The 20,820-nt window shown below is 62.1% G+C and carries 18 protein-coding genes; 13 read left to right on the forward strand and 5 right to left on the reverse strand.

Going from position 1 to position 20,820, the window contains the following annotated elements; all coding sequences use genetic code 11:
* Position 1: 1 nt before the first annotated feature.
* On the reverse strand, positions 2-997 hold the full coding sequence (locus tag AC2YI2_RS28310) for an ornithine cyclodeaminase family protein (RefSeq protein ID WP_487389880.1): 996 nt from the start codon (positions 995-997) through the stop codon (positions 2-4).
* 149 nt (positions 998-1,146) lie between these two features.
* The gene (locus tag AC2YI2_RS28315) at positions 1,147-2,022 is read right to left on the reverse strand and encodes a GNAT family N-acetyltransferase (RefSeq protein WP_487389914.1); all 876 of its coding nucleotides are present in this window, start codon (positions 2,020-2,022) and stop codon (positions 1,147-1,149) included.
* Positions 2,023-2,272: 250 nt separating this feature from the next.
* Between AC2YI2_RS28315 and argE the strand changes: the two genes are divergently transcribed.
* The 6 genes from argE (at position 2,273) to AC2YI2_RS28345 (ending at position 8,866) form a co-directional block, all read left to right on the forward strand.
* Positions 2,273-3,397, forward strand: a complete 1,125-nt coding sequence (argE, locus tag AC2YI2_RS28320; RefSeq protein WP_487389881.1) for an acetylornithine deacetylase — start codon at positions 2,273-2,275, stop codon at positions 3,395-3,397.
* A gap of 9 nt (positions 3,398-3,406) precedes the next feature.
* Positions 3,407-4,330 carry a 2-hydroxyacid dehydrogenase gene (locus AC2YI2_RS28325; RefSeq protein ID WP_487389882.1) on the forward strand — a complete coding sequence of 308 codons (924 nt, stop codon included), beginning with the start codon at positions 3,407-3,409 and terminating at the stop codon, positions 4,328-4,330.
* Between the two features lie 27 nt (positions 4,331-4,357).
* On the forward strand, positions 4,358-4,711 hold the full coding sequence (locus AC2YI2_RS28330; protein WP_487389883.1) for a cupin domain-containing protein: 354 nt from the start codon (positions 4,358-4,360) through the stop codon (positions 4,709-4,711).
* Between the two features lie 166 nt (positions 4,712-4,877).
* Positions 4,878-6,353, forward strand: a complete 1,476-nt coding sequence (locus AC2YI2_RS28335; RefSeq protein WP_487389884.1) for an aldehyde dehydrogenase family protein — start codon at positions 4,878-4,880, stop codon at positions 6,351-6,353.
* Positions 6,350-7,393 (forward strand): tartrate dehydrogenase, encoded by a 1,044-nt coding sequence (locus AC2YI2_RS28340; protein WP_487389885.1) that lies wholly within the window; start codon positions 6,350-6,352, stop codon positions 7,391-7,393. The genes AC2YI2_RS28335 and AC2YI2_RS28340 overlap by 4 nt, the downstream gene beginning before the upstream one ends.
* 15 nt (positions 7,394-7,408) lie before the next feature.
* The gene (locus AC2YI2_RS28345) at positions 7,409-8,866 is read left to right on the forward strand and encodes an NAD-dependent succinate-semialdehyde dehydrogenase (protein WP_487389886.1); all 1,458 of its coding nucleotides are present in this window, start codon (positions 7,409-7,411) and stop codon (positions 8,864-8,866) included.
* Positions 8,867-8,943: 77 nt separating this feature from the next.
* Here AC2YI2_RS28345 and AC2YI2_RS28350 read toward each other — a convergent pair whose 3' ends face one another.
* Entirely contained in the window at positions 8,944-10,221 is a 1,278-nt protein-coding gene (locus AC2YI2_RS28350) for an NAD(P)/FAD-dependent oxidoreductase (protein WP_487389887.1), read from the reverse strand.
* Positions 10,222-10,234: 13 nt separating this feature from the next.
* Positions 10,235-10,903, reverse strand: coding sequence for a haloacid dehalogenase type II (locus AC2YI2_RS28355; RefSeq protein ID WP_487389888.1), 669 nt, complete (start codon positions 10,901-10,903; stop codon positions 10,235-10,237).
* A 304-nt stretch (positions 10,904-11,207) separates the two neighbouring features.
* Between AC2YI2_RS28355 and AC2YI2_RS28360 the strand changes: the two genes are divergently transcribed.
* The 6 genes from AC2YI2_RS28360 (at position 11,208) to AC2YI2_RS28385 (ending at position 18,793) form a co-directional block, all read left to right on the forward strand.
* A complete protein-coding gene (locus AC2YI2_RS28360) occupies positions 11,208-12,038 on the forward strand; it encodes a GNAT family N-acetyltransferase (protein ID WP_487389889.1) in 831 nt (276 codons plus the stop codon).
* Positions 12,039-12,052: 14 nt separating this feature from the next.
* Positions 12,053-13,426, forward strand: coding sequence for an aminotransferase class III-fold pyridoxal phosphate-dependent enzyme (locus AC2YI2_RS28365; protein ID WP_487389890.1), 1,374 nt, complete (start codon positions 12,053-12,055; stop codon positions 13,424-13,426).
* Between the two features lie 216 nt (positions 13,427-13,642).
* Positions 13,643-15,253: an ABC transporter substrate-binding protein gene (locus tag AC2YI2_RS28370; RefSeq protein WP_487389891.1), complete on the forward strand. Its 1,611-nt coding sequence runs from the start codon at positions 13,643-13,645 to the stop codon at positions 15,251-15,253.
* An 86-nt stretch (positions 15,254-15,339) separates the two neighbouring features.
* Positions 15,340-16,290: an ABC transporter permease gene (locus AC2YI2_RS28375; RefSeq protein ID WP_487389892.1), complete on the forward strand. Its 951-nt coding sequence runs from the start codon at positions 15,340-15,342 to the stop codon at positions 16,288-16,290.
* Positions 16,287-17,138 carry an ABC transporter permease gene (locus AC2YI2_RS28380; RefSeq protein WP_487389893.1) on the forward strand — a complete coding sequence of 284 codons (852 nt, stop codon included), beginning with the start codon at positions 16,287-16,289 and terminating at the stop codon, positions 17,136-17,138. Before AC2YI2_RS28375 ends, AC2YI2_RS28380 begins: the two co-directional genes overlap by 4 nt.
* Entirely contained in the window at positions 17,138-18,793 is a 1,656-nt protein-coding gene (locus AC2YI2_RS28385) for an ABC transporter ATP-binding protein (RefSeq protein WP_487389894.1), read from the forward strand. The genes AC2YI2_RS28380 and AC2YI2_RS28385 overlap by 1 nt, the downstream gene beginning before the upstream one ends.
* On the opposite strand, the gene AC2YI2_RS28390 is transcribed toward AC2YI2_RS28385, so the two are convergent.
* Positions 18,794-19,270 carry an Lrp/AsnC family transcriptional regulator gene (locus AC2YI2_RS28390; protein ID WP_487389895.1) on the reverse strand — a complete coding sequence of 159 codons (477 nt, stop codon included), beginning with the start codon at positions 19,268-19,270 and terminating at the stop codon, positions 18,794-18,796.
* A gap of 218 nt (positions 19,271-19,488) precedes the next feature.
* On the opposite strand from AC2YI2_RS28390, the gene AC2YI2_RS28395 reads away from it, so the two are divergent.
* Positions 19,489-20,814: an NAD(P)/FAD-dependent oxidoreductase gene (locus tag AC2YI2_RS28395; RefSeq protein WP_487389896.1), complete on the forward strand. Its 1,326-nt coding sequence runs from the start codon at positions 19,489-19,491 to the stop codon at positions 20,812-20,814.
* Positions 20,815-20,820 lie beyond the last annotated feature (6 nt).

Genomic DNA, 20,820 nt, shown 5'->3' on the forward strand with positions numbered 1-20,820 from the left:
GTCATGTCTTTAAGAACTCAAAGTATGTGCCGGTGTTTCTCTCCACAGCATTGAAGTATATTTTGCGGGCGGTAATATCGTCTTGTATGGCCATGCCTGTAGAGTCGAAAATGGTCACTTCCGCGTCACTCTCTCTTCCCGGCTTTCTTCCGAGCAATATCTCGCCGATCTCAGCGTGAATGCCGCCCTTGGCAATGATATTGCTATCGAGAGGGTGCCAGGTTTCACCCTTCTCGATGCACTGCGAGAGAGAGTCGACGACGACTTTCGCGTTCCTGAATATTTCCGGATCCAGTTCCTGCTTGCCGCGCTGGTCGGTACCGATGGCGACGATATGCGTGCCGGGTTTCACCCAATCCGCTTCCACGAGCGACCCTTTTCCACGGGTCGTGGTGATCAGAATATCATCCTGCTCGACCGCAGCCTTCTTGGAACTCGCCATCACGACGGGAATGCCGAATTCGCTTTCGATATCCCTCTTGTAGGCGGACAACGACTGCGGGCTGTTGTCCCAGGCGTGGATCTCTTCGATCTTCATGATTTCGGATATCGCCCGGATCTGCATTCGCGCCTGGTTTCCGGTCCCGATCGATGTGATTTTCTTCGCGTCTTTCCGTGCCAGCGCCTTGACGGAAACAGCTCCAGCCGCCCCGGTCCGCAGACCGGTGATCAGACTTCCATCCATGATGCAGACCAATGCGCAGCTCCTGGCGTCGAACAGGAGTATTGTTCCCATGCCGCCGGGCAATCCGTATGCCGTCGGGTTGTCGACGAAGCCTCCTGAAGACGCCTTCATGGAAATCATTTCGCTGGCTTTGTAATAGCCGAGCTTGAAGTCGATTTCGCCACGGGGCGACGGGAGGTGGATCCCCATATAGCCGGGCTGTTCCACCTGATCACTGTTGAAGGCTCTGTATGCCTCTTCAACCGCGTCGATGACCTCGGTCACGGAGATCAGGCTGCTCACTTCCTCTTTCTTAAGCAGCAGGGTTTTCACGCATCAACTCCCGTTCCAGATTCGACATGAGCCGCATATGCGCGGCCGAAAGCCCCGCGGCTTTGGAATGACCCCCGTTCTCCGTCCGCTACCATGTGGTCTTCGAAGTCCTCAAACGCGGCGCCCGGCGCGTCCTTCCCGTGCAGCGCCTATCCGAGAGTATGGCTCGCCAGCCCGTAGGTTCGGGGTGCAGAGCCATCGGCGGGCCGCGCCGGCGGCCATGTGCGCCCAAGCGACATCGAGGTAACCGTATCGAACACGGACAGTCCGCATCCGCCCAGGAAATCGGCGAAGTCTCCTTTCTTCTCGCGCGTGTCGAGACGCAGGAAGGATCCGGCATGCCTTGCCACATGCGGCCTGACGACAGCGATCGCATCGGCATCATCGGCGGCGACCACCGGCCCAACCACGTGCCCACGGCCGAAGCGCCGGCAGAGCGAGAAAGCAGCGATTTGGCCATCGCGAACCAGCACGACGCCCTTCGAGCGGGCCGCGAGGCGAGCAAGAAGCGCGCTTCGATCCGTTCCGAACGCCACTTCGTCGAGCGCTGCAATCTCCTCCAGATCGCCCGGTCCAAGAGGCCTCAATGTGGTGCTCGCTGGCAAAGGCACGGCGGGCGGCTCGATGGCTTCGCCTTGGTACTGATAGACGATCGCTTCCGGCTGGAAATTGAGCGACAGGTAGAGCCGGCGCGCGGCGTGCGTGGCGCTGAGACCGAGGCTCCGATCGCCGACCTTGCTGAACAAGTGCTCCATGAACCACTGGCCGGCACCCCTGGCCTGCAACCGCGGTGTGGTGATGACCATGCCGATGGTGGCGAAATCGTCGCCATAGGGAAACCACATGGCCGAACCGAGAACGCGGCCGATGCCATCGAGCGCTGCGATACCCTGGCCGGACTCAAGCAGAAACTGCCAATCCTCGGCACGATGCGGCCATCCGACGCTGATCGACAGCGCATGCAGCTTCTCGAGATCGACTTTGGCGACGTCGGTCAATTCAAGCTTGAATGAATTGAGCTGCATCGAACCGGCTGCAGGCGAAGTCACTTTCCAATACCTCCCGACAGGGTTGTCAAAACGTGCAATCGGCCGCGGACCTCACGATCGATTTGAGGCACCATAGATCAAGCCGCGCCGTAGATTCCGCTTCAAATGCCGCCCAATTCGACAGAATCCACTGAAGCGAGCAGGCTTTCGGCAGGAAAAGACCCTGTGGAACCCTAGTCTGGAGGATGAAAGCGCCGGCTGGAAGGTTACGTCAAGGAGACCTGCGATGAACGCCACGGAGATACTCGACCGGCTGGTCGGTTTTCCCTCTGTCGTCGGCACGCCGAACGACGGCATCGTTGCATCGATCAGGGACTTTGCCGAGCGCTGCGGTGCCAGGGTGACTGTTTTGCCGGGGCCGGAAGGCGACCGCGCCAATCTGTTCGCAACGATCGGTCCCAATCATGTGCCCGGCTATATTCTCTCCGGGCATATGGATGTTGTTCCCGCCCGGGAGCCTACATGGACATCTGATCCCTTTCGCCTGCGGGCGGACGGCGATCTGCTCTTCGGTCGGGGCACCAGCGATATGAAAGGCTTTCTCGCGGCCGCATTGGCCGCACTGCTCGCAATCGCCGACATGTCGCTCGCGCGCCCCCTCCATTTAGCATTTTCCTATGACGAGGAAGCCGGCTGCCGGGGCGTTCCCCATCTCATCCGTCGGTTGCCCGAACTGTGTGCCAAGCCGATCGGTGCGATCATCGGCGAGCCGAGCGGCCTGCGCGCGATCCGCGCCCACAAGGGCAAGGCCGCTGCAAGAGTCGAGATCCGCGGGCGCTCTGGCCATTCGTCGCGGCCCGATCAAGGCCTGAATGCGATCCATGCCTTTGCATGCGTTCTGCTCGCCGCCGTTCGTGCCGGAGACGCGCTGCTGAGCAGCCGGTTGGACCCGAGCTTTGAGCCGCCCTATTCCTCGCTCCAGGTCGGAACAGTGTCTGGCGGGCAGGCAGTGAACATCATTCCGGATGTCCTCACGGCGGAAATCGAGGCGCGCGCCATCACGGGAGTGACCCCTACCGATCTCCTCGAGCCGGTAAGGCTTGCCGCAGTCGCCCTTGAGCAGCGAGGGTTCCAGACGAAGTGGGATCTTCTAAGCAGCTACCCCGCATTGTCGCTCGCCGCCGATGCGTCGCTTGCCCGGCTCATGGAAGAACTGACCGGCACCGAAACGCTCGGCGCCGTCAGCTACGGAACTGAGGCCGGGCTGTATCAGGCAGCCGGCATCGACGCGATCATCTGCGGCCCCGGTGACATCGCGAGAGCCCATCGGGCCGATGAGTTCATCCGCGTCGACGAACTCACCGCGTGTCAGGCGATGATCGAGCGGCTCGCCGAAAAACTCCGACACTGAGGGATCTCCATGGCATTTTGGTTCAACTCCGACCGCGAGAGGGGGCGTGTCTTTGCCGAAGCCTTCGCCTGGGAACTGCCCGATCTCCCCTTCATCATGGATGCGACGCAGGTCGACCCCGATGACATCCGTTACGTGCTGACATGGACCGCGCCGCCGGATCTCGACCGATTCAAAAATCTGGAAATCGTCTTTTCGATCGGCGCCGGCGTCGATCAGTTCCGGGTTGGGAACCTCCCTCCAGGGGTGATGCTCGTCCGGATGGTCGAAGACGGCATTGTGCGCATGATGCAGGAATATGTGACGCTTGCAGTGCTGGCACTTCACCGCAATCTCATGGCCTATCTCACCCAGCAGACGGAGGGAAAATGGCAAGCACTGGCCGCCCGACAGGCCACTGACCGGCGGATCGCGGTGCTCGGTCTCGGGATGCTCGGCCAAGCGGTCATCGAACGATTGACCCCATTCGGCTTTCCGCTCTCGGGCTGGAGCCGCACTCCGCGCCAGATCGAAGGCGTGCGCTGCTATCACGGCACTGAGGCCCTCGCCTCCTTCCTCGGAGAGGCGGACATCCTTGTTTGCCTTCTGCCGCTCACGGACGAGACGCGCGGCATTCTCGATGCGCGGCTCTTTTCGGCCCTTCGGCCGGGCACGGCACTCATTCACGTCGGCCGCGGAGCCCAGCTCGATCATGAAGCCCTCATCGATGCGCTCGACGCGGGCCAGCTGTCGGGCGCTGTGATCGACGTCACCGAACCCGAACCCCTGCCGCCCGAACATCCGTTCTGGCGCCATCCCAAAATCTTGCTCACGCCGCATATCGCCAGCGTGACGCAACCCCAAAGCGCAGCCCGCTCGGTCATCGAAAACATCAAACGCCATCAGGCCGGGCTCGACCCGATCGGACTGGTCGACCGCGGCCGCGGCTACTGAAACACGGCAGGACAGCAAGGAGAAACCATGTCCCTTCTCAAGACCATCGATCCGAACAGCACCGAGACGCCGCGCGAATCCAGACCACTCCCCGAGCGGCTGATCTCGGGCGATCCGTCGTTCAAGACCTGGGCCCAGGATGTGGCCCGGGACGGGCTCGTCCATACCGGTATCTGGGAAGCGACGCCGGGTCTTACCCGCTCGGTCAAGGGCGAGACCTTCGAGTTCTGCCATATCCTCCAAGGCCTTGTTGAGCTCACACCGGATGGTGGCGAGCCGGTTACCTACAAGGCGGGCGACAGCTTCGTCATGAAGCCGGGCTTCACCGGCACCTGGCGCACCATCGAAACGGTCAGGAAGATTTACGTGACAGTCATGTGACTGCCAGCGGGCCGTCCTGCAAGCGCGGCGGCCCGATCGACGCGGACGAACAATCGTCTGTCGCACGGCGGAAAAACAGGGTTTTCCTCCGTCGCCGAAATCCAGACGATGCATCGTGCCGAGCTCCTGGGAGTAACTTGCTCATATCATCCGCAAGGACACGGTCATGGCTCTGAGTTTCGACCCCGACAATATTGCGTTGCCAAAAGGCCATTTCATTGGCGGGCGCTATATCGAGGCCAAGGATGGGCTTCCGATGAGACGCCCATCCGATGCGGTCGCCTATGCCGACTGCCCTATCGCCGGCGCCGACCTCGTCGATGAAGCGGTGTCGGCCGCGAAGACGGCGCTTCGCGAGAGCGGCTGGTCCACCCGCCGCCCGCGCGAGCGCACCAATGCCATGCATCGCTGGGCCGACCTGATCGAGGCCGAAGGCGAAACCCTTGCCCGCCTGGAGGCGGTCTCCTCCACCCGCCCGATCGGCCAACTGCTACAGGGCGATGTCGCGGTCACAGCCGAGCAGATACGCTTCTTTGCCGAATTCGCCGACAAGGAAGGCAGCGACCTCGTGCCGACTGACGACGCGAGCGTCGGCATGATCATGACCGAGCCTTACGGCGTGGTTGGTGCGATCACGCCATGGAACTTCCCGCTCTCCATGGCAGGTTGGAAGCTTGGCCCGGCACTTGCCGCCGGCAATGCCATTGTGTTGAAGCCATCCGAAATGACGCCGTTCTCGACGCTCTACCTCGCCGAGCTCGCCGTGCGGGCCGGCATTCCGGCGGGCCTCATCAATATCGTGCTCGGCGACGGGCAGACCACCGGCCAGGCAATGACCGGCCATCCGGATATCGCCAAGATCAGCTTCACCGGCTCGACAGCGGCTGGCTCGGCAATCATGGCCAATATCGCCAGGACAGGCGTCAAGCCGATGACGCTCGAACTCGGCGGCAAGAGCCCGCAGATCGTCTTTGCCGATGCCGACCTGACCCTTGCCGCCAATGCCATCGCCAACAGCATCCTCGTCAATGCCGGCCAGGCCTGCGTCGCGGGCTCGCGCGTCATCGTCGAGCAATCGGTGATGGAGCCGCTGATTGAGGCCATCTTGTCACAAGTCACGACGATCCGGCCGGGTCCGACCTGGGACGAGACAAGCAACTATTCGCCTGTTATTTCAGAGCGCCAGATCGCTCGTATCGACGCCATCGTCCAGGCCGCACGCCAGTCTGGAGCAGAAAGCCTGGCCGGCGGCAAACGCCTCGAACGCGACGGCTATTTCTACGCGCCGACTCTTCTGTCCAACGTCGACCAGGACTCCCCGGCGGTCATCGAGGAAATCTTCGGGCCAGTGCTGACGGTGCAGAGCTTCAAGGATGAAGAGGAAGCGCTCGCGCTCGCGGATCACCCGACCTATGGACTGGCGGCCGGCCTGTTCACCCGCGATCTCTCGCGCTCCATCCGCGTGACGCGACAGCTGCAAGCCGGCACCGTCTGGGTCAATCGCTACAGCCGCTCCCGCGACCATATCCTGCCGACCGGCGGCTACAAGCGTTCCGGCATCGGCAAGGATCTCGGCCGCGAAGCCTATCATGCCAACCGCAAGAGCAAGAGCGTGCTCATCAACCTCCAGGATCAGACATGAAGACCTATTCCATCGCGCTTCTGCCGGGGGACGGCATCGGCAAACCCGTCACCGAGGCCGCCTGGCATGTCCTGCAGGCGACCGCCACGGTGTCGGGCTTTGCCCTCGAAGGAACGACCTTTCCGTGGTCCTGCGACTTCTACAGGCAGAGCGGCGCCATGATGCCGGCTGACGGCATCGAAACCCTCAGGCGCTTTGACGCGATCCTGCTCGGCGCCGTCGGCTGGCCTGCGGAAGTGCCGGACTCCGTCTCCCTGCACGGGCTCCTGCTACCGATCCGCAAGGCCTTCACGCAATATGCCAATATCCGCCCGCACCGGCTCCTGCCCGGTGTTTCCGGCCCACTGAAGAGTGGCGATTTCGATATCCTCTGCATCCGCGAGAATACCGAAGGAGAATATTCCGGCGCAGGCGGCCGGGTCCATCAGGGAACCGCGGACGAGGTGGCTATCGAGACCGCGATCTTCACCCGCAAGGGCGTCGAGCGCATCCTGCGCTTCGGCTTCGAGCGGGCGCGCGCGCGCCGCGGCAAGCTGGCCTCGGTGACAAAATCCAATGCCCAGAAACATACGATGGTGTTCTGGGATGAGATTACGCGGGAGCTGGCGCTCCAGTATCCCGACGTGGAGGTGACGAGTTATCACATCGACGCGATGGCGGCGCGAATGGTCATGGCGCCGGAAACCCTCGATGTCGTCGTCGCCTCCAACCTGTTCGGCGATATCCTCACCGATCTCGGGGCCGCCATCCAGGGCGGGCTCGGCTTCGCTGCTTCGGCCAACATCAATCCGGATCGCACCGCGCCGTCGATGTTCGAACCGGTCCATGGCTCGGCGCCCGACATCGCCCATCTCGGCATTGCCAACCCGATCGCCGCCATCTGGTCGGGCGCGATGATGCTCGACCATCTCGGCGAAAGAGACGGCGCGGCCCGGATCATGGTGGCCATCGAAGCGGCGACGAAGGCGGGGATCGGCACCATTCCTGGAAAAGACAAGACCGAGGCGATCACAAGGGTCGTCCTCGGTTTCATCGGCTAAGAGAAAGGCTGGAACATGCAGAATTTGAAGGACACGAGCCTCTTTCGCCAACAGGGGTTGATCGGCGGATCCTGGCGCGATGCCGCGTCGGAGCAGACAATCGAGGTGATCGACCCGGCAACGCGGAAGGTGCTGGGCACGGTGCCCGATATGGGCGGGACGGAAACGCGTGCCGCTATCGCGGCGGCAGAAACGGCCTTCCGCCCGTGGCGGCAGACAACCCATGCCGAACGCGCTTCCATGCTCGAGGCCTGGCACGATCTGATGATCGACAATCTCGAGGATCTGGCGCTGCTGCTGACGCTGGAGCAAGGCAAGCCGCTGTCGGAAGCCCGCGGCGAGATCCGCTATGGCGCATCTTTCGTCAAATGGTTCGCCGAAGAAGCAAGGCGCATTGGCGGCACCACCATTCCGTCACCGATGCGCGACCGGCGGATCGTGGTCCTGAAAGAACCGGTCGGCGTGTCGGCGATCATCACGCCTTGGAACTTCCCCAATGCGATGATCACCCGCAAGGTGGCACCGGCGCTCGCCGCCGGCTGCACCGTGGTGATCAAGCCGTCGGAATTCACTCCCTATTCGGCCCTGGCCCTCGCCGTCCTGGCCGAACGCGCTGGCATCCCGGCAGGCGTGATCAACATCGTCACCGGCATGCCAACCGAGATCGGCAACGAAATGATGGCCAACGAGACGGTGCGGAAGATTTCCTTCACCGGCTCCACCCGCGTCGGTTCGCTCCTGATGCGCGGCGCGGCAGACAGCGTGAAGCGGTTGAGCCTCGAGCTCGGGGGCAATGCGCCCTTCATCGTCTTCGACGACGCCGATCTCGACCTTGCCGTCGAAGGCGCCATTGCCTCGAAGTTCCGCAATGGTGGCCAGACCTGCGTCTGCGCCAACCGGATTCTCGTGCAGGCGGGTGTCTATGACGCATTCACCGCCAAGCTCGCTGCCCGCGTCTCGGTCATGAAGGTCGGTCCCGGCACAGAGAACGGCGTCGACATCGGGCCGATGATCAACGAGGCGGCGATCGACAAGATCAACCGGCATGTCGAGGACGCTCTGGCCAAGGGTGCCACGATCGTTTCAACAAGGCCCGCCCTGCCCGGCGGTGCTCAATATACCTCACCGGTCGTTTTGACCGGCGCCACGACCGACATGCTTCTCGCGCATGAGGAAACGTTCGGCCCGGTTGCGCCGCTCTTCCGCTTCGAGCGAGAGGAAGAAGCCATCGACATCGCTAACGGCACGCCCTTCGGCCTCGCCGCCTATTTCTACACCGAAAGCCTCAAGCGGTCCTGGCGGGTCGCCGAGGCACTGGAATTCGGCATGATCGGGCTCAATACCGGGGCAATTTCCACCGAGGTTGCGCCCTTCGGCGGCGTCAAGCAATCAGGGCTCGGCCGCGAAGGATCGCAGCTTGGCATTGAGGAATATCTGGAGGTGAAGAGCTTCCATATCGGTGGGCTCGCCTGAGCCCATCGACATCAAAAGAAGAGGCGCGGATCGCAAGATCCGCGCCTTTGAGTTGGCGGCTTGGGAGGAGGAGCTGCTTACTGAATTCTGTCGAGGGCCTTGTAGTAGAGGCCGACGAGCGGCAGGAACCATGGCTTGCCGAAATGGCCGGGCACGGCGGGCCATTCGAGATCATGAAGCGGGTTCCGGTCAACCTTGCCGAGGATCGCGTCGGCAATGATCATGCCAAGATGGGTCGAGAGTTGCGCGCCATGGCCCGAATAGCCCATCGCATACCAGACACCGTCGACATAGCCCGCACGCGGATAGCGATCCTTGGTCATGTCGACCAGGCCGCCCCAGCAATAGTCGATCTCGACGTCGGCGAGTTGCGGGAAGATCTGGGCGAGGCTGGCGCGCAGGATGGCACCGCTCTTCTCGTCCGATCGCTGGTCCGACGTCGCGGCAAAGCGGGCGCGGCCGCCGAAGATCAGCCGGTTGTCCGGCGACAGGCGGAAATAGTTGCCGATATTCATCGACGTCACGCAGGTTCGGTTGCCCGGCATCGTGGCGGCCACTTCCGCCGCGGTCAGAGGCCGGGTCGCGATCAGGAAACTGCCGACTGGGATGATGCGGCGCCGGAAATAGTTGAAGGAGGTTCCGGATGTGTAGGCGCCGGTCGCGACCAGGACATGGTCGGCGGTCACCTCGCCGCGGGCTGTCTTCAGCTGATGCTTCGGCCCCGATATGGTGTGACGCGTCACCGGGGCGTTTTCGAATAACGTCGCGCCGTGCCGCGCCGCCGCCTCGGCCAGCCCCACGACGTACCGGCCCATATGCATCACGGCGCTCTTCCTGGAGAGCATGGCACCATGGAAGAGCGAGCCGACTTCTGTCTTGAGATCATCCGCCGTCAGGAGCGCAGTGTCCGGATCGACTTCGCGATGCACCGCTTCGAAATTGCGGGCGATTATGTCGAAATGCTGTGGCTTCGACGCGAGCTTCAGTTTCCCCGCCCGGCGGAAATCGCAGTCGATCTTTTCCTCGGTGACGATCCTTTCGATCGTGTCGATCGAGTCGTCGAACGCGCGATAAAGCGCCACCGCGCGCTCGCCCCCAAGTTCTGCCTTGGCCGCGATGAAGCTATGGGCAAGACCGTTGTTGAGATGTCCGCCGTTGCGGCCGGATGCACCCCAACCGATGTGGTTCGCCTCCAGCACGGCAACCCGGGCGCCCGACTTCGCGAGCTGTCGCGCGGCGGCAAGGCCCGTGAAGCCGCCGCCGATGACGGCAACGTCAAAGTCACCTTCAACAGGACCGGTCGCTGCGCCCGAGAATTCCGGTGCCGTATCGTGCCAGTAGGATTCGAACTTCATCGCCCGCGCTCCGCTAGAGGCCGACAACGCCGGGCAGTTCGGAAATGCCCTTGATCTCGACATAACCGTAATAGGGATTGGCCGGCTCGTGACCGCGATTGACCCAGACCTTGTTCTTGATGCCGAGGTCATGCGCCGACATCAGATCATAGCGGAACGAGGACGAGCAATGAAGGACGTCTTCCGGGCCGCATCCGAGCATGTCGAACATATATTCGAAGGCCTGGAACCGCGGCTTGTAGGCATTCGCCTGCTCGGCGGTATAGACCTTGTGGAAGGGAGCACCGAGCTTCTCCACATTCGACATGATCTGTGAGTTCATCGCATTCGACAGAATCACCAGTGGAATTTCCTTGGCGACCTTGGCGAGCCCGGCCGGAACATCGGGATGCGGTCCCCAGGTCGGTACCCGCTCATAGACCATGCGGGCGTCTTCGTCGCGGAAGGTCACGCCGTTCTTGCGGCAGGTGCGCTCGATGGCATTGTGCACCACTTCATTATAGGGCTTCCAATCGCCCAGGATCTCGTCGAGCCGATAGGCCGCAAAGTTCTTGATGAACTGCTGCATGCAGGGCTCGTCGAGCTGCTCGCCGTAGAGATCGCGGGCCGCCTCCGCCATCTGGAAATTGGTGAGTGTGCCGTAGCAATCGAAGGTGATGTATTTCGGCCGGAACTGGGTCATCGTGTTGGTCCTTGCTGTGCCCGAGGCGCTTTCCTCCCCTTCATCATAGGTCTCCCGATCCGGATGAATGGCCGCATTTGGCGGCACAGGAAGCAGAATCTTCCGTATCTTCCGGCCGGTTTGGCAGAGAGTTGCGCAGCGAGCGCCTCCAAAGTTGCGAGCGGTGCCGGTGATGCGGCCATTCGGCAGATGATGCGGTCAGCAGAGCAATAGACGGAGAAAGATACCGGCCGACCGAGACAGTCGGGACGATCTGCTACGCGCCCGGGACTATGCTTTTCGAAAGCAGCAAGGGAATTCAGCAATGCAGGCAACCCAACTCGATCTCGTGCCGTTCGAGCACGGTCATTTGGAAGGCGCTCTCATGCTCTCGCGCCAGGCCGGTTGGCCGCATCGTCCCGAAGACTGGGAGATGGCGCTGGCGCTCAGCACGGGCGTCGTGGCCTTGGATGGGGAAAGCGTGGTCGGCACGACCCTGACCACCCGCTACGGCAATGATTGCGCGACGATCAATATGGTGATCGTCGCCGAGTCCATGCGTGGCCGCGGTTTGGGACGCAAGCTCATGCAGGCCGGCCTGGAAGCAGCCGGCGACTTGCCATGCCGCCTCATCGCCACCGAGGAGGGCCTGCCGCTCTATAGGAAGCTTGGATTCCGAGAGGCCGGGATCATCCTCCAGCATCAGGGGATCTGCCCTGAAATAGCCGCACCCGCGGATGTCGAATGGGCCACCTCTGGAGACTTGTCCGCGGTCGCAGCGCTTGACCGGGAGGCATTCGTTGCCGATCGCGGCATGCTCCTTTCCTATCTGCAGAATGTGGGCCGCCTCGCCATCCTGCGGAGGGGTGGTGTTCCGATCGGTTATTCATGCCTGCGCGACTTCGGGCGCGGCAAGGTCATCGGCCCGGTCGTGGCCGAAAACACCGACCACGTCCAAAAGCTCATTCGCTTTCTGATGGCCGATTGCGCCGGCATTTTCGTCCGCGTCGATACGACGACAACATCCCTCTCGACCTGGCTCGACCAACACGGCCTCGCCCATGTGGGCGGCGGAACGGCGATGCGGCGGGGCGGCAAAGTCGATCCCTCTCCCCGTGTCAAAACCTTTGCCCTAGCCAATCAGGCTTTCGGCTGAATTCGGAGACAAAGATGCTCAGCAACTCCCTTATCGAACTCGACCGTGCCCATCTCGTTCATCCGGTCGTGTCCTATCGCACTCACGAGAAGCTCGGCGTGCGCGTGCTGTCATCCGCCTCCGGCGCCACGGTGACCGACAACACCGGTCGACAACTCGTCGATGGCTTCGCCGGCCTCTGGTGCGTCAATGCGGGATACGGTCATGAAAGCATCGTCGAGGCGGCCGCGCGGCAGATGCGCGAACTGCCCTACGCCACTGCCTATTTCGGTCTCGGCGCCGAGCCCGGGATCCGTCTCGCCGCAGAACTCGCCGAGCGGGCTCCCGGCGATCTCAATCATGTCTATTTCACGCTAGGCGGATCCGACGCGATCGACAGCACGGTGCGTTTCATCCGCTATTACTATCATGCCAAGGGAACGCCGCAGAAAGACCAGTTCATCTCGCTCGAACAGGGCTATCACGGCTCCTCGACCGTCGGGGCCGGGCTGACGGCTCTTCCGGCCTTCCATGCCGGCTTCGGCATCCCCTTCGACTGGCAGCACAAGATTCCCTCGCATTACGCTTACCGCAATCCGGTCGGGACTGACCCGGAAGCGATCATCGCTGCGTCGAAACAGGCGCTGCGGCAGAAGGTGGAGGAAATCGGCTCCGAACGAGTGGCGGCATTTTATGCCGAACCGATCCAGGGCTCGGGCGGCGTGCTGGTGCCGCCCAAGGGCTGGATGAAGGCGATGCGCGACCTCTGCCGTGAACTGGATATCCTGTTCATCGCCGACGAGGTGATCACCGGTTTCGGCCGCACCGGCCCGCTCTTCGCCTGCAGCGAAGACGACATCGTTCCCGATTTCCTGACCGTCGCCAAGGGCCTGACCTCCGGCTATGTGCCGATGGGCGCGGTCTTCATGACCAACCACATCTATGACACGATTGCGGACGGGGCCGGCACTTCCCTGGTCGGCCATGGTTATACCTATTCCGCCCATCCGGTGAGCGCGGCAGTCGCGCTCGAGGTCTTGCGCCTCTATGAGGGCGGGCTCCTGGACAATGGCCGCACGGCCGGCAAGCGCCTCATGAAGGGCTTGCAGAGCCTTGCCGACCATCCCCTCGTCGGCGACATCAGAGGCCGGGGCATGCTGGCGGCGATCGAGCTCGTCACCGACAAGGCGAAGAAGACGCCGCTTCCGGCCGCGGCCGATCCGTCCCGCCGGATTTTCGACCGGGCTTGGGACAACGGCCTCATCATCCGCGCCTTCGGCAATGGCGTGCTGGGCTATGCGCCGCCGCTTTGCTGCACCGACGAGGACATCGACGCGATCGTCGCCCGCACACGAAAGACGCTCGACCAGACGCTGGAAGACAGGGATGTCCGGGCGCTCGTGGCATGACGGTAGCACGGTGGGCGCGAAATACCGCTTTGCTCCCAAATTCGCAATTTTCTGCCGTGGCGCTCCGCCCATTCAGCGACTCCGACGCGGCGATACTGCCAAACTGACAGAAAGAGAGGCGGCAGTCCGGCGCAGGCCGACCCGCACAGAGCCCGGCGAAACCGGCGGCGACAAGCCGGAACGCCAACCCAATCTTGATCAACAAAGGGGAATGCTATGACCGACCAGATCACCAACTGGACCAGCACCGACGATGCCATCGTCGAAAGCGCAATCCGACGCGGTGCGACCCGCCGCGAACTTCTCCAGATGTTGCTGGCTGGCGGCGTCGCCACCGCTGCCGGCGGCATCGTGCTCGGCCGCGCGACCAAGGCGGTTGCTGCGACACCGGTTTCCGGTGGCGCATTGAAGGCCGCCGGCTGGTCGTCGTCGACCGCCGACACGCTCGATCCCGCCAAGGCATCTCTCTCCACCGATTACGTGCGTTGCTGCGCGTTCTATAACCGGCTCACCTACATCCAGTCGGACGGCACGCCGCGAATGGAGCTCGCCGAGTCGGTCGAAAGCAAGGACGCAAAGGTCTGGACGATCAAGCTGCGCAGCGGCGTCACCTTCCACGACGGCAAGCCGCTCACGGCCGAGGACGTCGTCTTCTCGATGAAGCGCCACCTCGACCCGGCCGTCGGCTCGAAGGTCGCCAAGATCGCCAAGCAGATGACCGGCTTCAAGGCGGTCGACAAGCTGACGGTCGAGATCACCCTGGAAAGTCCCAATGCCGACTTGCCGATGATCCTCGGCATGCACCACTTCATGATCGTCGCCGACGGCACGACCGACTTCTCCAAGGGCAATGGCACCGGCGCCTTCGTCCGCGAGGTCTTCGAGCCCGGCGTCCGCTCGGTCGGTCTCAAGAACAAGAACTACTGGAAGCCCAACCAGCCGAATGTCGACTCGTTCGAATTCTTCGCGATCGCCGAGGACAATGCCCGCGTCAACGCGCTGCTTGCGGGTGATATCCACCTTGCAGCCGCCATAAATCCACGCTCCGTGCGGCTGGTGGACGGCAAGGAGGGCGTCTTCCTCTCCAAGACGACATCAGGCAACTACACGAACCTCAATATCCGCCTGGACATGGCACCCGGCGACAAGCAGGGTTTCGTCGAGGGCATGAAACATCTGGTCAACCGCGAACAGATTCAGAAATCGGCGCTACGGGGTCTCGCGGAAATCGGCAACGACCAGCCGATCTCGCCATCGAATTTCTACCACAATGCCGACTTGAAGCCGAAAGCGTTCGATCCGGAAAAGGCAAAGTTCCTGTTCGACAAAGCGGGCCTTCTCGGCCAGTCGATCCCGGTGATCGCCTCCGATGCGGCCAACTCCGCCATCGACATGGCGATGATCGTCCAGGCCGCCGGCGCCGAGATCGGCATGAAGTTCGACGTACAACGCGTGCCGTCCGACGGCTATTGGGACAATTATTGGCTCAAGGCCCCGATCCATTTCGGCAATATCAATCCGCGTCCGACGCCCGACATTCTGTTCTCGCTTCTCTATGCGTCGGATGCACCGTGGAACGAGAGCCAGTACAAGTCCGAGAAGTTCGACCGGATGCTCCTCGAAGCGCGCGGGTCGCTCGACGAGGCAAAGCGCCGCGAGATCTACAACGAGATGCAGGTCATGGTGTCGGAAGAAGCCGGCACGATCATCCCGGCCTACCTCTCCAACGTCGATGCCGTGTCCTCCAAGATCAAGGGCCTCGAGACCAATCCGCTCGGCGGCATGATGGGCTACTCCTTCCCGGAATATATCTGGCTGGAAGGCTGATCGGCACATGCCGGGGGCGACAAGCCCCCGGTCGTCCGCCCGTTTCGTGATACACTGTCAGCCAACGGCCGACGGGAGGTCTGCACATGAAGAATCCAGTCCTATCCCTTATTGCCAGTCGACTGTTCATCTCCGTCGTCACGCTTCTGATCGTCTCGTTCGCGGTGTTCTTCGCCACGACGATGCTTCCCGGCGACACGGCGTCGATCCTGCTCGGGCAGGCCGCGACCCCCGAGGCAGTCGAAGGGCTTCGCAAAGCCATGCATCTCGATGAGCCGGCCTTCCTGCGTTTCACCTATTGGATGATGGGCCTGCTGTCGGGCGACCTCGGCACGTCTTACGCCAACGACATGCCGATTGCCGACCTGATCGGCGGGCGTTTCGCCAACTCGATGAAGCTCGCCGGCATCACCGCCCTGTTGGCCGTTCCGATCGCGCTGACACTTGGCGTTACCGCCGCCATGATGCGGGGCTCCCTCTATGATCGAACGGTGACGGTGCTGACGATCGGAGTCATATCGGTGCCCGAATTCATGATCGCGACCTCGGCCGTCCTCTTCTTTGCGGTCTATCTGCAATGGCTCCCCGCCATCTCTTTCACCAACGAAGCAAAGACCTTTACCGATATGCTCAGGGTCTATGCGATGCCTGTCATCACGCTGACCTTCGGCGTGTCTGCCCAGATGATCCGCATGACCCGGGCCGCAGTGGTCGAGACGCTGAATACGCCCTATGCCGAGATGGCGTTGCTGAAGGGTGCGTCGCGCAGCCGCGTCGTGCTGAAACATGCCTTGCCGAATGCACTTGGCCCTATCGTCAACGCGGTTGCGCTGTCGTTGTCCTACCTGCTTGGCGGCGTGATCATCGTCGAAACCATCTTCAACTATCCCGGCATCGCCAAACTGATGGTCGACGCGGTCGCGACCCGCGACCTGCCGCTGATCCAAACCTGCGCGATGATCTTCTGCGTCGGCTATCTCATCCTGATCACCGCCGCCGACATCATTGCCATTCTTGCCAATCCGAGGCTGCGATGACCACGATCGAGACCCATACCGTGAAGCGCCGGAAGTTCGCCTATCGCATGAACCTTGTTGGCATGGCGGGCTTTGCCATCATTGCCTTCTGGGCGATCATTGCTCTGATCGCCCCCTGGATCATTCCCTATCCGGTCGGCGAGATCGTCGATTTCGATTATTTCGGGCCGATGAGCCAGCAGTTCTGGCTGGGTTCGGACTATCTGGGACGCGATATGCTTTCGCGCATCCTGATGGGCGCGCGCTACACCGTGGGCATTTCACTCGTGGCCGTTACGATCGCCTGCTTCTCCGGTGTCGTGCTCGGCATGATCGCGGCGGTTTCGGGCGGCTGGGTCGACACCCTGCTCAGCCGTTTCCTCGACGCCATGAATTCGATCCCAAGCAAGCTCTTCGGCCTCGTTGTCGTCGCCGCACTCGGTTCCTCCATTCCCGTCCTGGTGCTGACGCTTGCGGTGATTTACACGCCGGGCTCCTACCGCTTCGCGCGTGCTCTTGCCGTCAACATCAACACGATGGACTTCATCACCGTGGCCCGCGCGCGCGGTGAGGGCACGCTCTATCTCGTCGCGTCGGAAATCCTGCCCAACATCGTCGGGCCGGTACTGGCCGATCTCGGCCTGCGTTTCGTGTTCATCGTGCTGTTACTCTCCGGCCTCTCCTTCCTCGGCCTTGGCGTGCAGCCACCCTATGCGGACTGGGGCGCACTGGTGCGGGAGAACATCGGCGGCCTGCCCTTCGGCGCGCCTGCGGTGATCTTCCCTTCGATCGCCATCGCCACGCTGACGATCAGCGTCAACCTGCTGATCGACAACCTCCCCCACAAAATCCGTGACCGGAGCGAATGATGGCTAACCTTGTCGAAATCCGTGATCTGAAGGTCGAAGCCAAGACCGACTCCGGCCGTATTGTCGAAATCATCCGCGGCGTCAGTTTCGACGTCGGCGAAGGCGAGATCGTTGCCCTGATCGGCGAAAGCGGGTCCGGCAAGACGACGATCGCGCTCACGCTCATGGGGCACGCCCGGACAGGCTGTCGGATCAGCGGCGGCTCGGTCATTCTCGACGGTCAGGACATGGCCAACCTGCCGGAACGCAAACGGGCCAAGATCCGGGGGACCGAAGTGGCCTATGTGCCGCAAAGTGCCGCCGCGGCGTTCAACCCGTCCCAGACGATCATGGAACAGGTCATCGAGATAACCCGCATCCACGACCTGATGCCCCCGGAGCAGGCACGCGCTCGCGCGATCGAACTGTTCAAGGCGCTCTCTCTTCCCAATCCGGACACGATCGGTGCGCGTTATCCGCATCAGGTCTCGGGCGGGCAATTGCAACGCCTGTCGGCGGCGATGGCCCTGATCGGCGATCCGAAGCTCGTTATCTTCGACGAACCGACGACTGCGCTCGACGTGACCACACAGATCGAGGTGCTGCGCGCCTTCAAGTCCGTGATGCGCAAGGGCCGCATCGGCGGAGTCTATGTCTCGCATGATCTTGCGGTTGTGGCCCAGATCGCCGACCGAATCGTTGTCCTCAAGGGCGGTGAAATCCAGGAAATCGGCAAGACCGAGCAGATCCTCTCCACCCCCCAGCATCCCTACACCAAGCAGCTATTGGGTGCTTTCAAGCCCGAAGCGCGGGCGAAAAGTCTTGAGCCGCAGCAGAGCAAAGCGATCCTGCAGGTACAGGATCTCGTGGCGGGCTATGGCCCGATCCAGGCCGACGGCACGCCGATGATCAAGGCGCTCCGATCCGTGAGTGTAGAGGTCGAGCGCGGCCGCAATCTGGGAATCATCGGCGAATCCGGCTGCGGCAAGTCCACCTTGGCGCGGACGATCGCGGGAATCATTCCGGCTTCCGCGGGCAAGATCACGTTCAACGAGCAGACATTGGCGCCTGCCGCCCGCGACCGCTCACGCGAACAACTCCGTGAGCTGCAGATCGTCTTCCAATATGCCGACACCGCGCTCAATCCGGCCAAATCGATCAGCGATATCCTCGGCCGGCCGCTCACCTTCTATCATGACATGGCGGGGGAGAAGCGCGAGAAGCGGATCGACGAACTCCTGGACATGGTTCGCCTACCCCGCGCCTTGAAGCATCGCCGCCCGTCCGAACTTTCCGGCGGCCAGAAGCAGCGCGTCAACTTTGCGCGCGCCCTTGCCGCCGAGCCGAAACTGATCCTTTGCGACGAGGTGACGTCAGCGCTCGATACGGTTGTCGCCGCCGCGGTCATCGACCTCCTGAAGGAGTTGCAGCGCGAGCTTTCGCTCTCCTACGTCTTCATCAGCCACGATCTCTCCGTGGTCGAGGCGATCTGCGACGAGGTCGCCGTCATGTATGCGGGAGAAAAGATCGAACAACTTCCGCCGTCCGCCATGGGCAGCAGCGCGAGCCACCCCTATTCCCAGCTGTTGTTCTCGTCTGTTCCCCAGCTCGACCCGACCTGGCTGGACGGGCTGAAGCAGGATCCGGAATTGGTCCGCGCCTTCAGCGGGCGATAATCACAAGGGAAACAGACTGGTCAGCGGCAAGTGCGATTTGACGATTGGCGATTTCAGCACGACATAACTGAAATACTTGTCGATGCCGATGTCCATGTCCGTCAGGCGCTCCATGATCTCCTGATACTCGGCGATGCCGCTGGTGACAAATTTAATCAGATAGTCGTACCCGCCCGAAATCAGGTGGCATTCGATGACCGAGTCGATCTTCTCGACAGTCGATAGGAAGCGCGCGAAATCGATCTGCCGGTGGTTCTTCAGGGTGATTTCGGTAAACACTGTCATGGTCTGGCCGAGCTTGGCGGTGTTGATATGGGCGGAGTAGCCGTCGATATAACCTTCCGACTGCAGCTTCTTCACCCGCATCAGACACGGGCTCGGCGACAGGTGAACCAGCTCGGCGAGCTCGACATTGGTGATCCGGCCGTTCTTCTGCAATTCGTAGAGGATCTTGATATCGATGCGGTCGAGCTTCATGCGGGTCTCCCCGGGCCGTATCGGCCCCCTTTCAGCAGATTATTCCGACGAGGATACCACAGCCGCCCGCCTTGTCCATTTTCGGAAGAAAACATCGAGCCGGCATAAAGTGTTGTGCTGGGCGGGATTGCAGAACATTATTTCGTTCGCCGCGGAATTGCGCACGCCCCTTCGGTCGGATCCAAAATAGGATGGGATCTGCCTCGATGGAGATGATCATGCCTGCTCCGCTCGTTCGTATCGAAACCACGGCCTCCCAGCCCCGGACTGCAGATGTGGTCGTCATCGGTGGCGGCATCATCGGCGTTTTTGCGGCCTACTACCTTGTTCGCCGCGGCCTCAAAGTGGTTCTCGTCGAAAAGGGTTTGATCGGTGCTGAGCAATCGAGCCGCAATTGGGGGTGGTGCCGGCAACAGAACCGCGACGCCCGTGAACTGCCGATCGCCACAAAGAGCCTTGATCTCTGGGATCAGTTCGCGGCGGAATCGGGAGAGGATACGGGCTTCCGGCGCTGCGGCCTTCTCTATCTCTCCAACAGCGACAAGGAATTGGATGGCTGGGCACGCTGGCGGGACTTCGCTCGCACCGTCGGCGTGAGCACCCTCATGCTGTCCTCCGCGGAGGCCACCGAGCGTGGCAAAGCCACCGGCAAGCCTTGGAAAGGCGGCGTCTTTTCTCCCTCTGACGGAACGGCCGATCCATCGAAGGCAGCGCCGGCGGTGGCACGCGCGATCATCGGTGCGGGCGGCATCGTGCTTCAGAATTGCGCAGCCCGCGGCATCGAGACAAGTGGCGGTCGGCTTTCCGCTGTCGTCACCGAGAAGGGTACAATCCGCACAAAAATCGCCGTCCTTGCCGGCGGCGCCTGGGCCTCATCCTTCTGCAACAACCTGGATGTGCGTTTCCCTCAGGCCTCGGTCCGGTCGTCAATCCTGTCTGTCGAACCTGGTGTCGAGGGCCTGCCGGATGCTCTCCATACGACGGAGGTTTCCACGACACGGCGTGCGGATGGCGGTTACACCTTGGCGATCAGCGGCCGCGCCAGGGTCGATGTTACGGCACAACAGGTGCGGTTTGCCCGATATTTCGTGCCGATGTTCGCCCGCCGCTGGCGGAACCTTGCGCCCGGCGGGCTTGAAGGCTGGCGCTCGGGACATGAATCGCGCACGCGCTGGCGGCTCGACGAACCCACACCCATGGAGCAGATGCGCATTCTCGATCCGGCTGTTGATGAGAGCACTATTTCCGAAATACTCCGCCGGGCCCGGCATTTGCTGCCGACTCTCGCAAAAGCCAGGATCGCGTCGAAATGGGCGGGCTATATCGACAGCACTCCCGATGGTGTACCCGCGGTGGGTGACATTCCCCGCATTCCTGGCTTCGTACTCGCCGCCGGCTTTAGCGGGCACGGCTTCGGCATCGGCCCCGGTGCCGGCCATCTGATCGCGGATATCGTCACCGGTTGCTCACCCCTTGTCGACCCTGTTCCCTACAGGCCGGAGCGTCTCACCTCCTCCGCCTGGGGCAACGTCGCTGAGTTTTAGCGCCTT

This window comes from Rhizobium sp. SRI_017 (genome assembly GCF_057586295.1).

Excerpts from the sequence above, each read along its gene's own strand:
- argE (WP_487389881.1), top strand. The coding sequence starts at position 2,273 with ATGAACGCCACGGAGATACTCGACCGGCTGGTCGGTTTTCCCTCTGTC.
- AC2YI2_RS28315 (WP_487389914.1), bottom strand. The coding sequence starts at position 2,022 with ATGCAGCTCAATTCATTCAAGCTTGAATTGACCGACGTCGCCAAAGTC.
- AC2YI2_RS28385 (WP_487389894.1), top strand. The coding sequence starts at position 17,138 with ATGGCTAACCTTGTCGAAATCCGTGATCTGAAGGTCGAAGCCAAGACC.
- AC2YI2_RS28325 (WP_487389882.1), top strand. The coding sequence starts at position 3,407 with ATGGCATTTTGGTTCAACTCCGACCGCGAGAGGGGGCGTGTCTTTGCC.
- AC2YI2_RS28350 (WP_487389887.1), bottom strand. The coding sequence starts at position 10,221 with ATGAAGTTCGAATCCTACTGGCACGATACGGCACCGGAATTCTCGGGC.
- AC2YI2_RS28355 (WP_487389888.1), bottom strand. The coding sequence starts at position 10,903 with ATGACCCAGTTCCGGCCGAAATACATCACCTTCGATTGCTACGGCACA.
- AC2YI2_RS28380 (WP_487389893.1), top strand. The coding sequence starts at position 16,287 with ATGACCACGATCGAGACCCATACCGTGAAGCGCCGGAAGTTCGCCTAT.
- AC2YI2_RS28375 (WP_487389892.1), top strand. The coding sequence starts at position 15,340 with ATGAAGAATCCAGTCCTATCCCTTATTGCCAGTCGACTGTTCATCTCC.
- AC2YI2_RS28370 (WP_487389891.1), top strand. The coding sequence starts at position 13,643 with ATGACCGACCAGATCACCAACTGGACCAGCACCGACGATGCCATCGTC.
- AC2YI2_RS28330 (WP_487389883.1), top strand. The coding sequence starts at position 4,358 with ATGTCCCTTCTCAAGACCATCGATCCGAACAGCACCGAGACGCCGCGC.
- AC2YI2_RS28335 (WP_487389884.1), top strand. The coding sequence starts at position 4,878 with ATGGCTCTGAGTTTCGACCCCGACAATATTGCGTTGCCAAAAGGCCAT.
- AC2YI2_RS28395 (WP_487389896.1), top strand. The coding sequence starts at position 19,489 with ATGCCTGCTCCGCTCGTTCGTATCGAAACCACGGCCTCCCAGCCCCGG.
- AC2YI2_RS28390 (WP_487389895.1), bottom strand. The coding sequence starts at position 19,270 with ATGAAGCTCGACCGCATCGATATCAAGATCCTCTACGAATTGCAGAAG.
- AC2YI2_RS28360 (WP_487389889.1), top strand. The coding sequence starts at position 11,208 with ATGCAGGCAACCCAACTCGATCTCGTGCCGTTCGAGCACGGTCATTTG.
- AC2YI2_RS28365 (WP_487389890.1), top strand. The coding sequence starts at position 12,053 with ATGCTCAGCAACTCCCTTATCGAACTCGACCGTGCCCATCTCGTTCAT.
- AC2YI2_RS28340 (WP_487389885.1), top strand. The coding sequence starts at position 6,350 with ATGAAGACCTATTCCATCGCGCTTCTGCCGGGGGACGGCATCGGCAAA.
- AC2YI2_RS28345 (WP_487389886.1), top strand. The coding sequence starts at position 7,409 with ATGCAGAATTTGAAGGACACGAGCCTCTTTCGCCAACAGGGGTTGATC.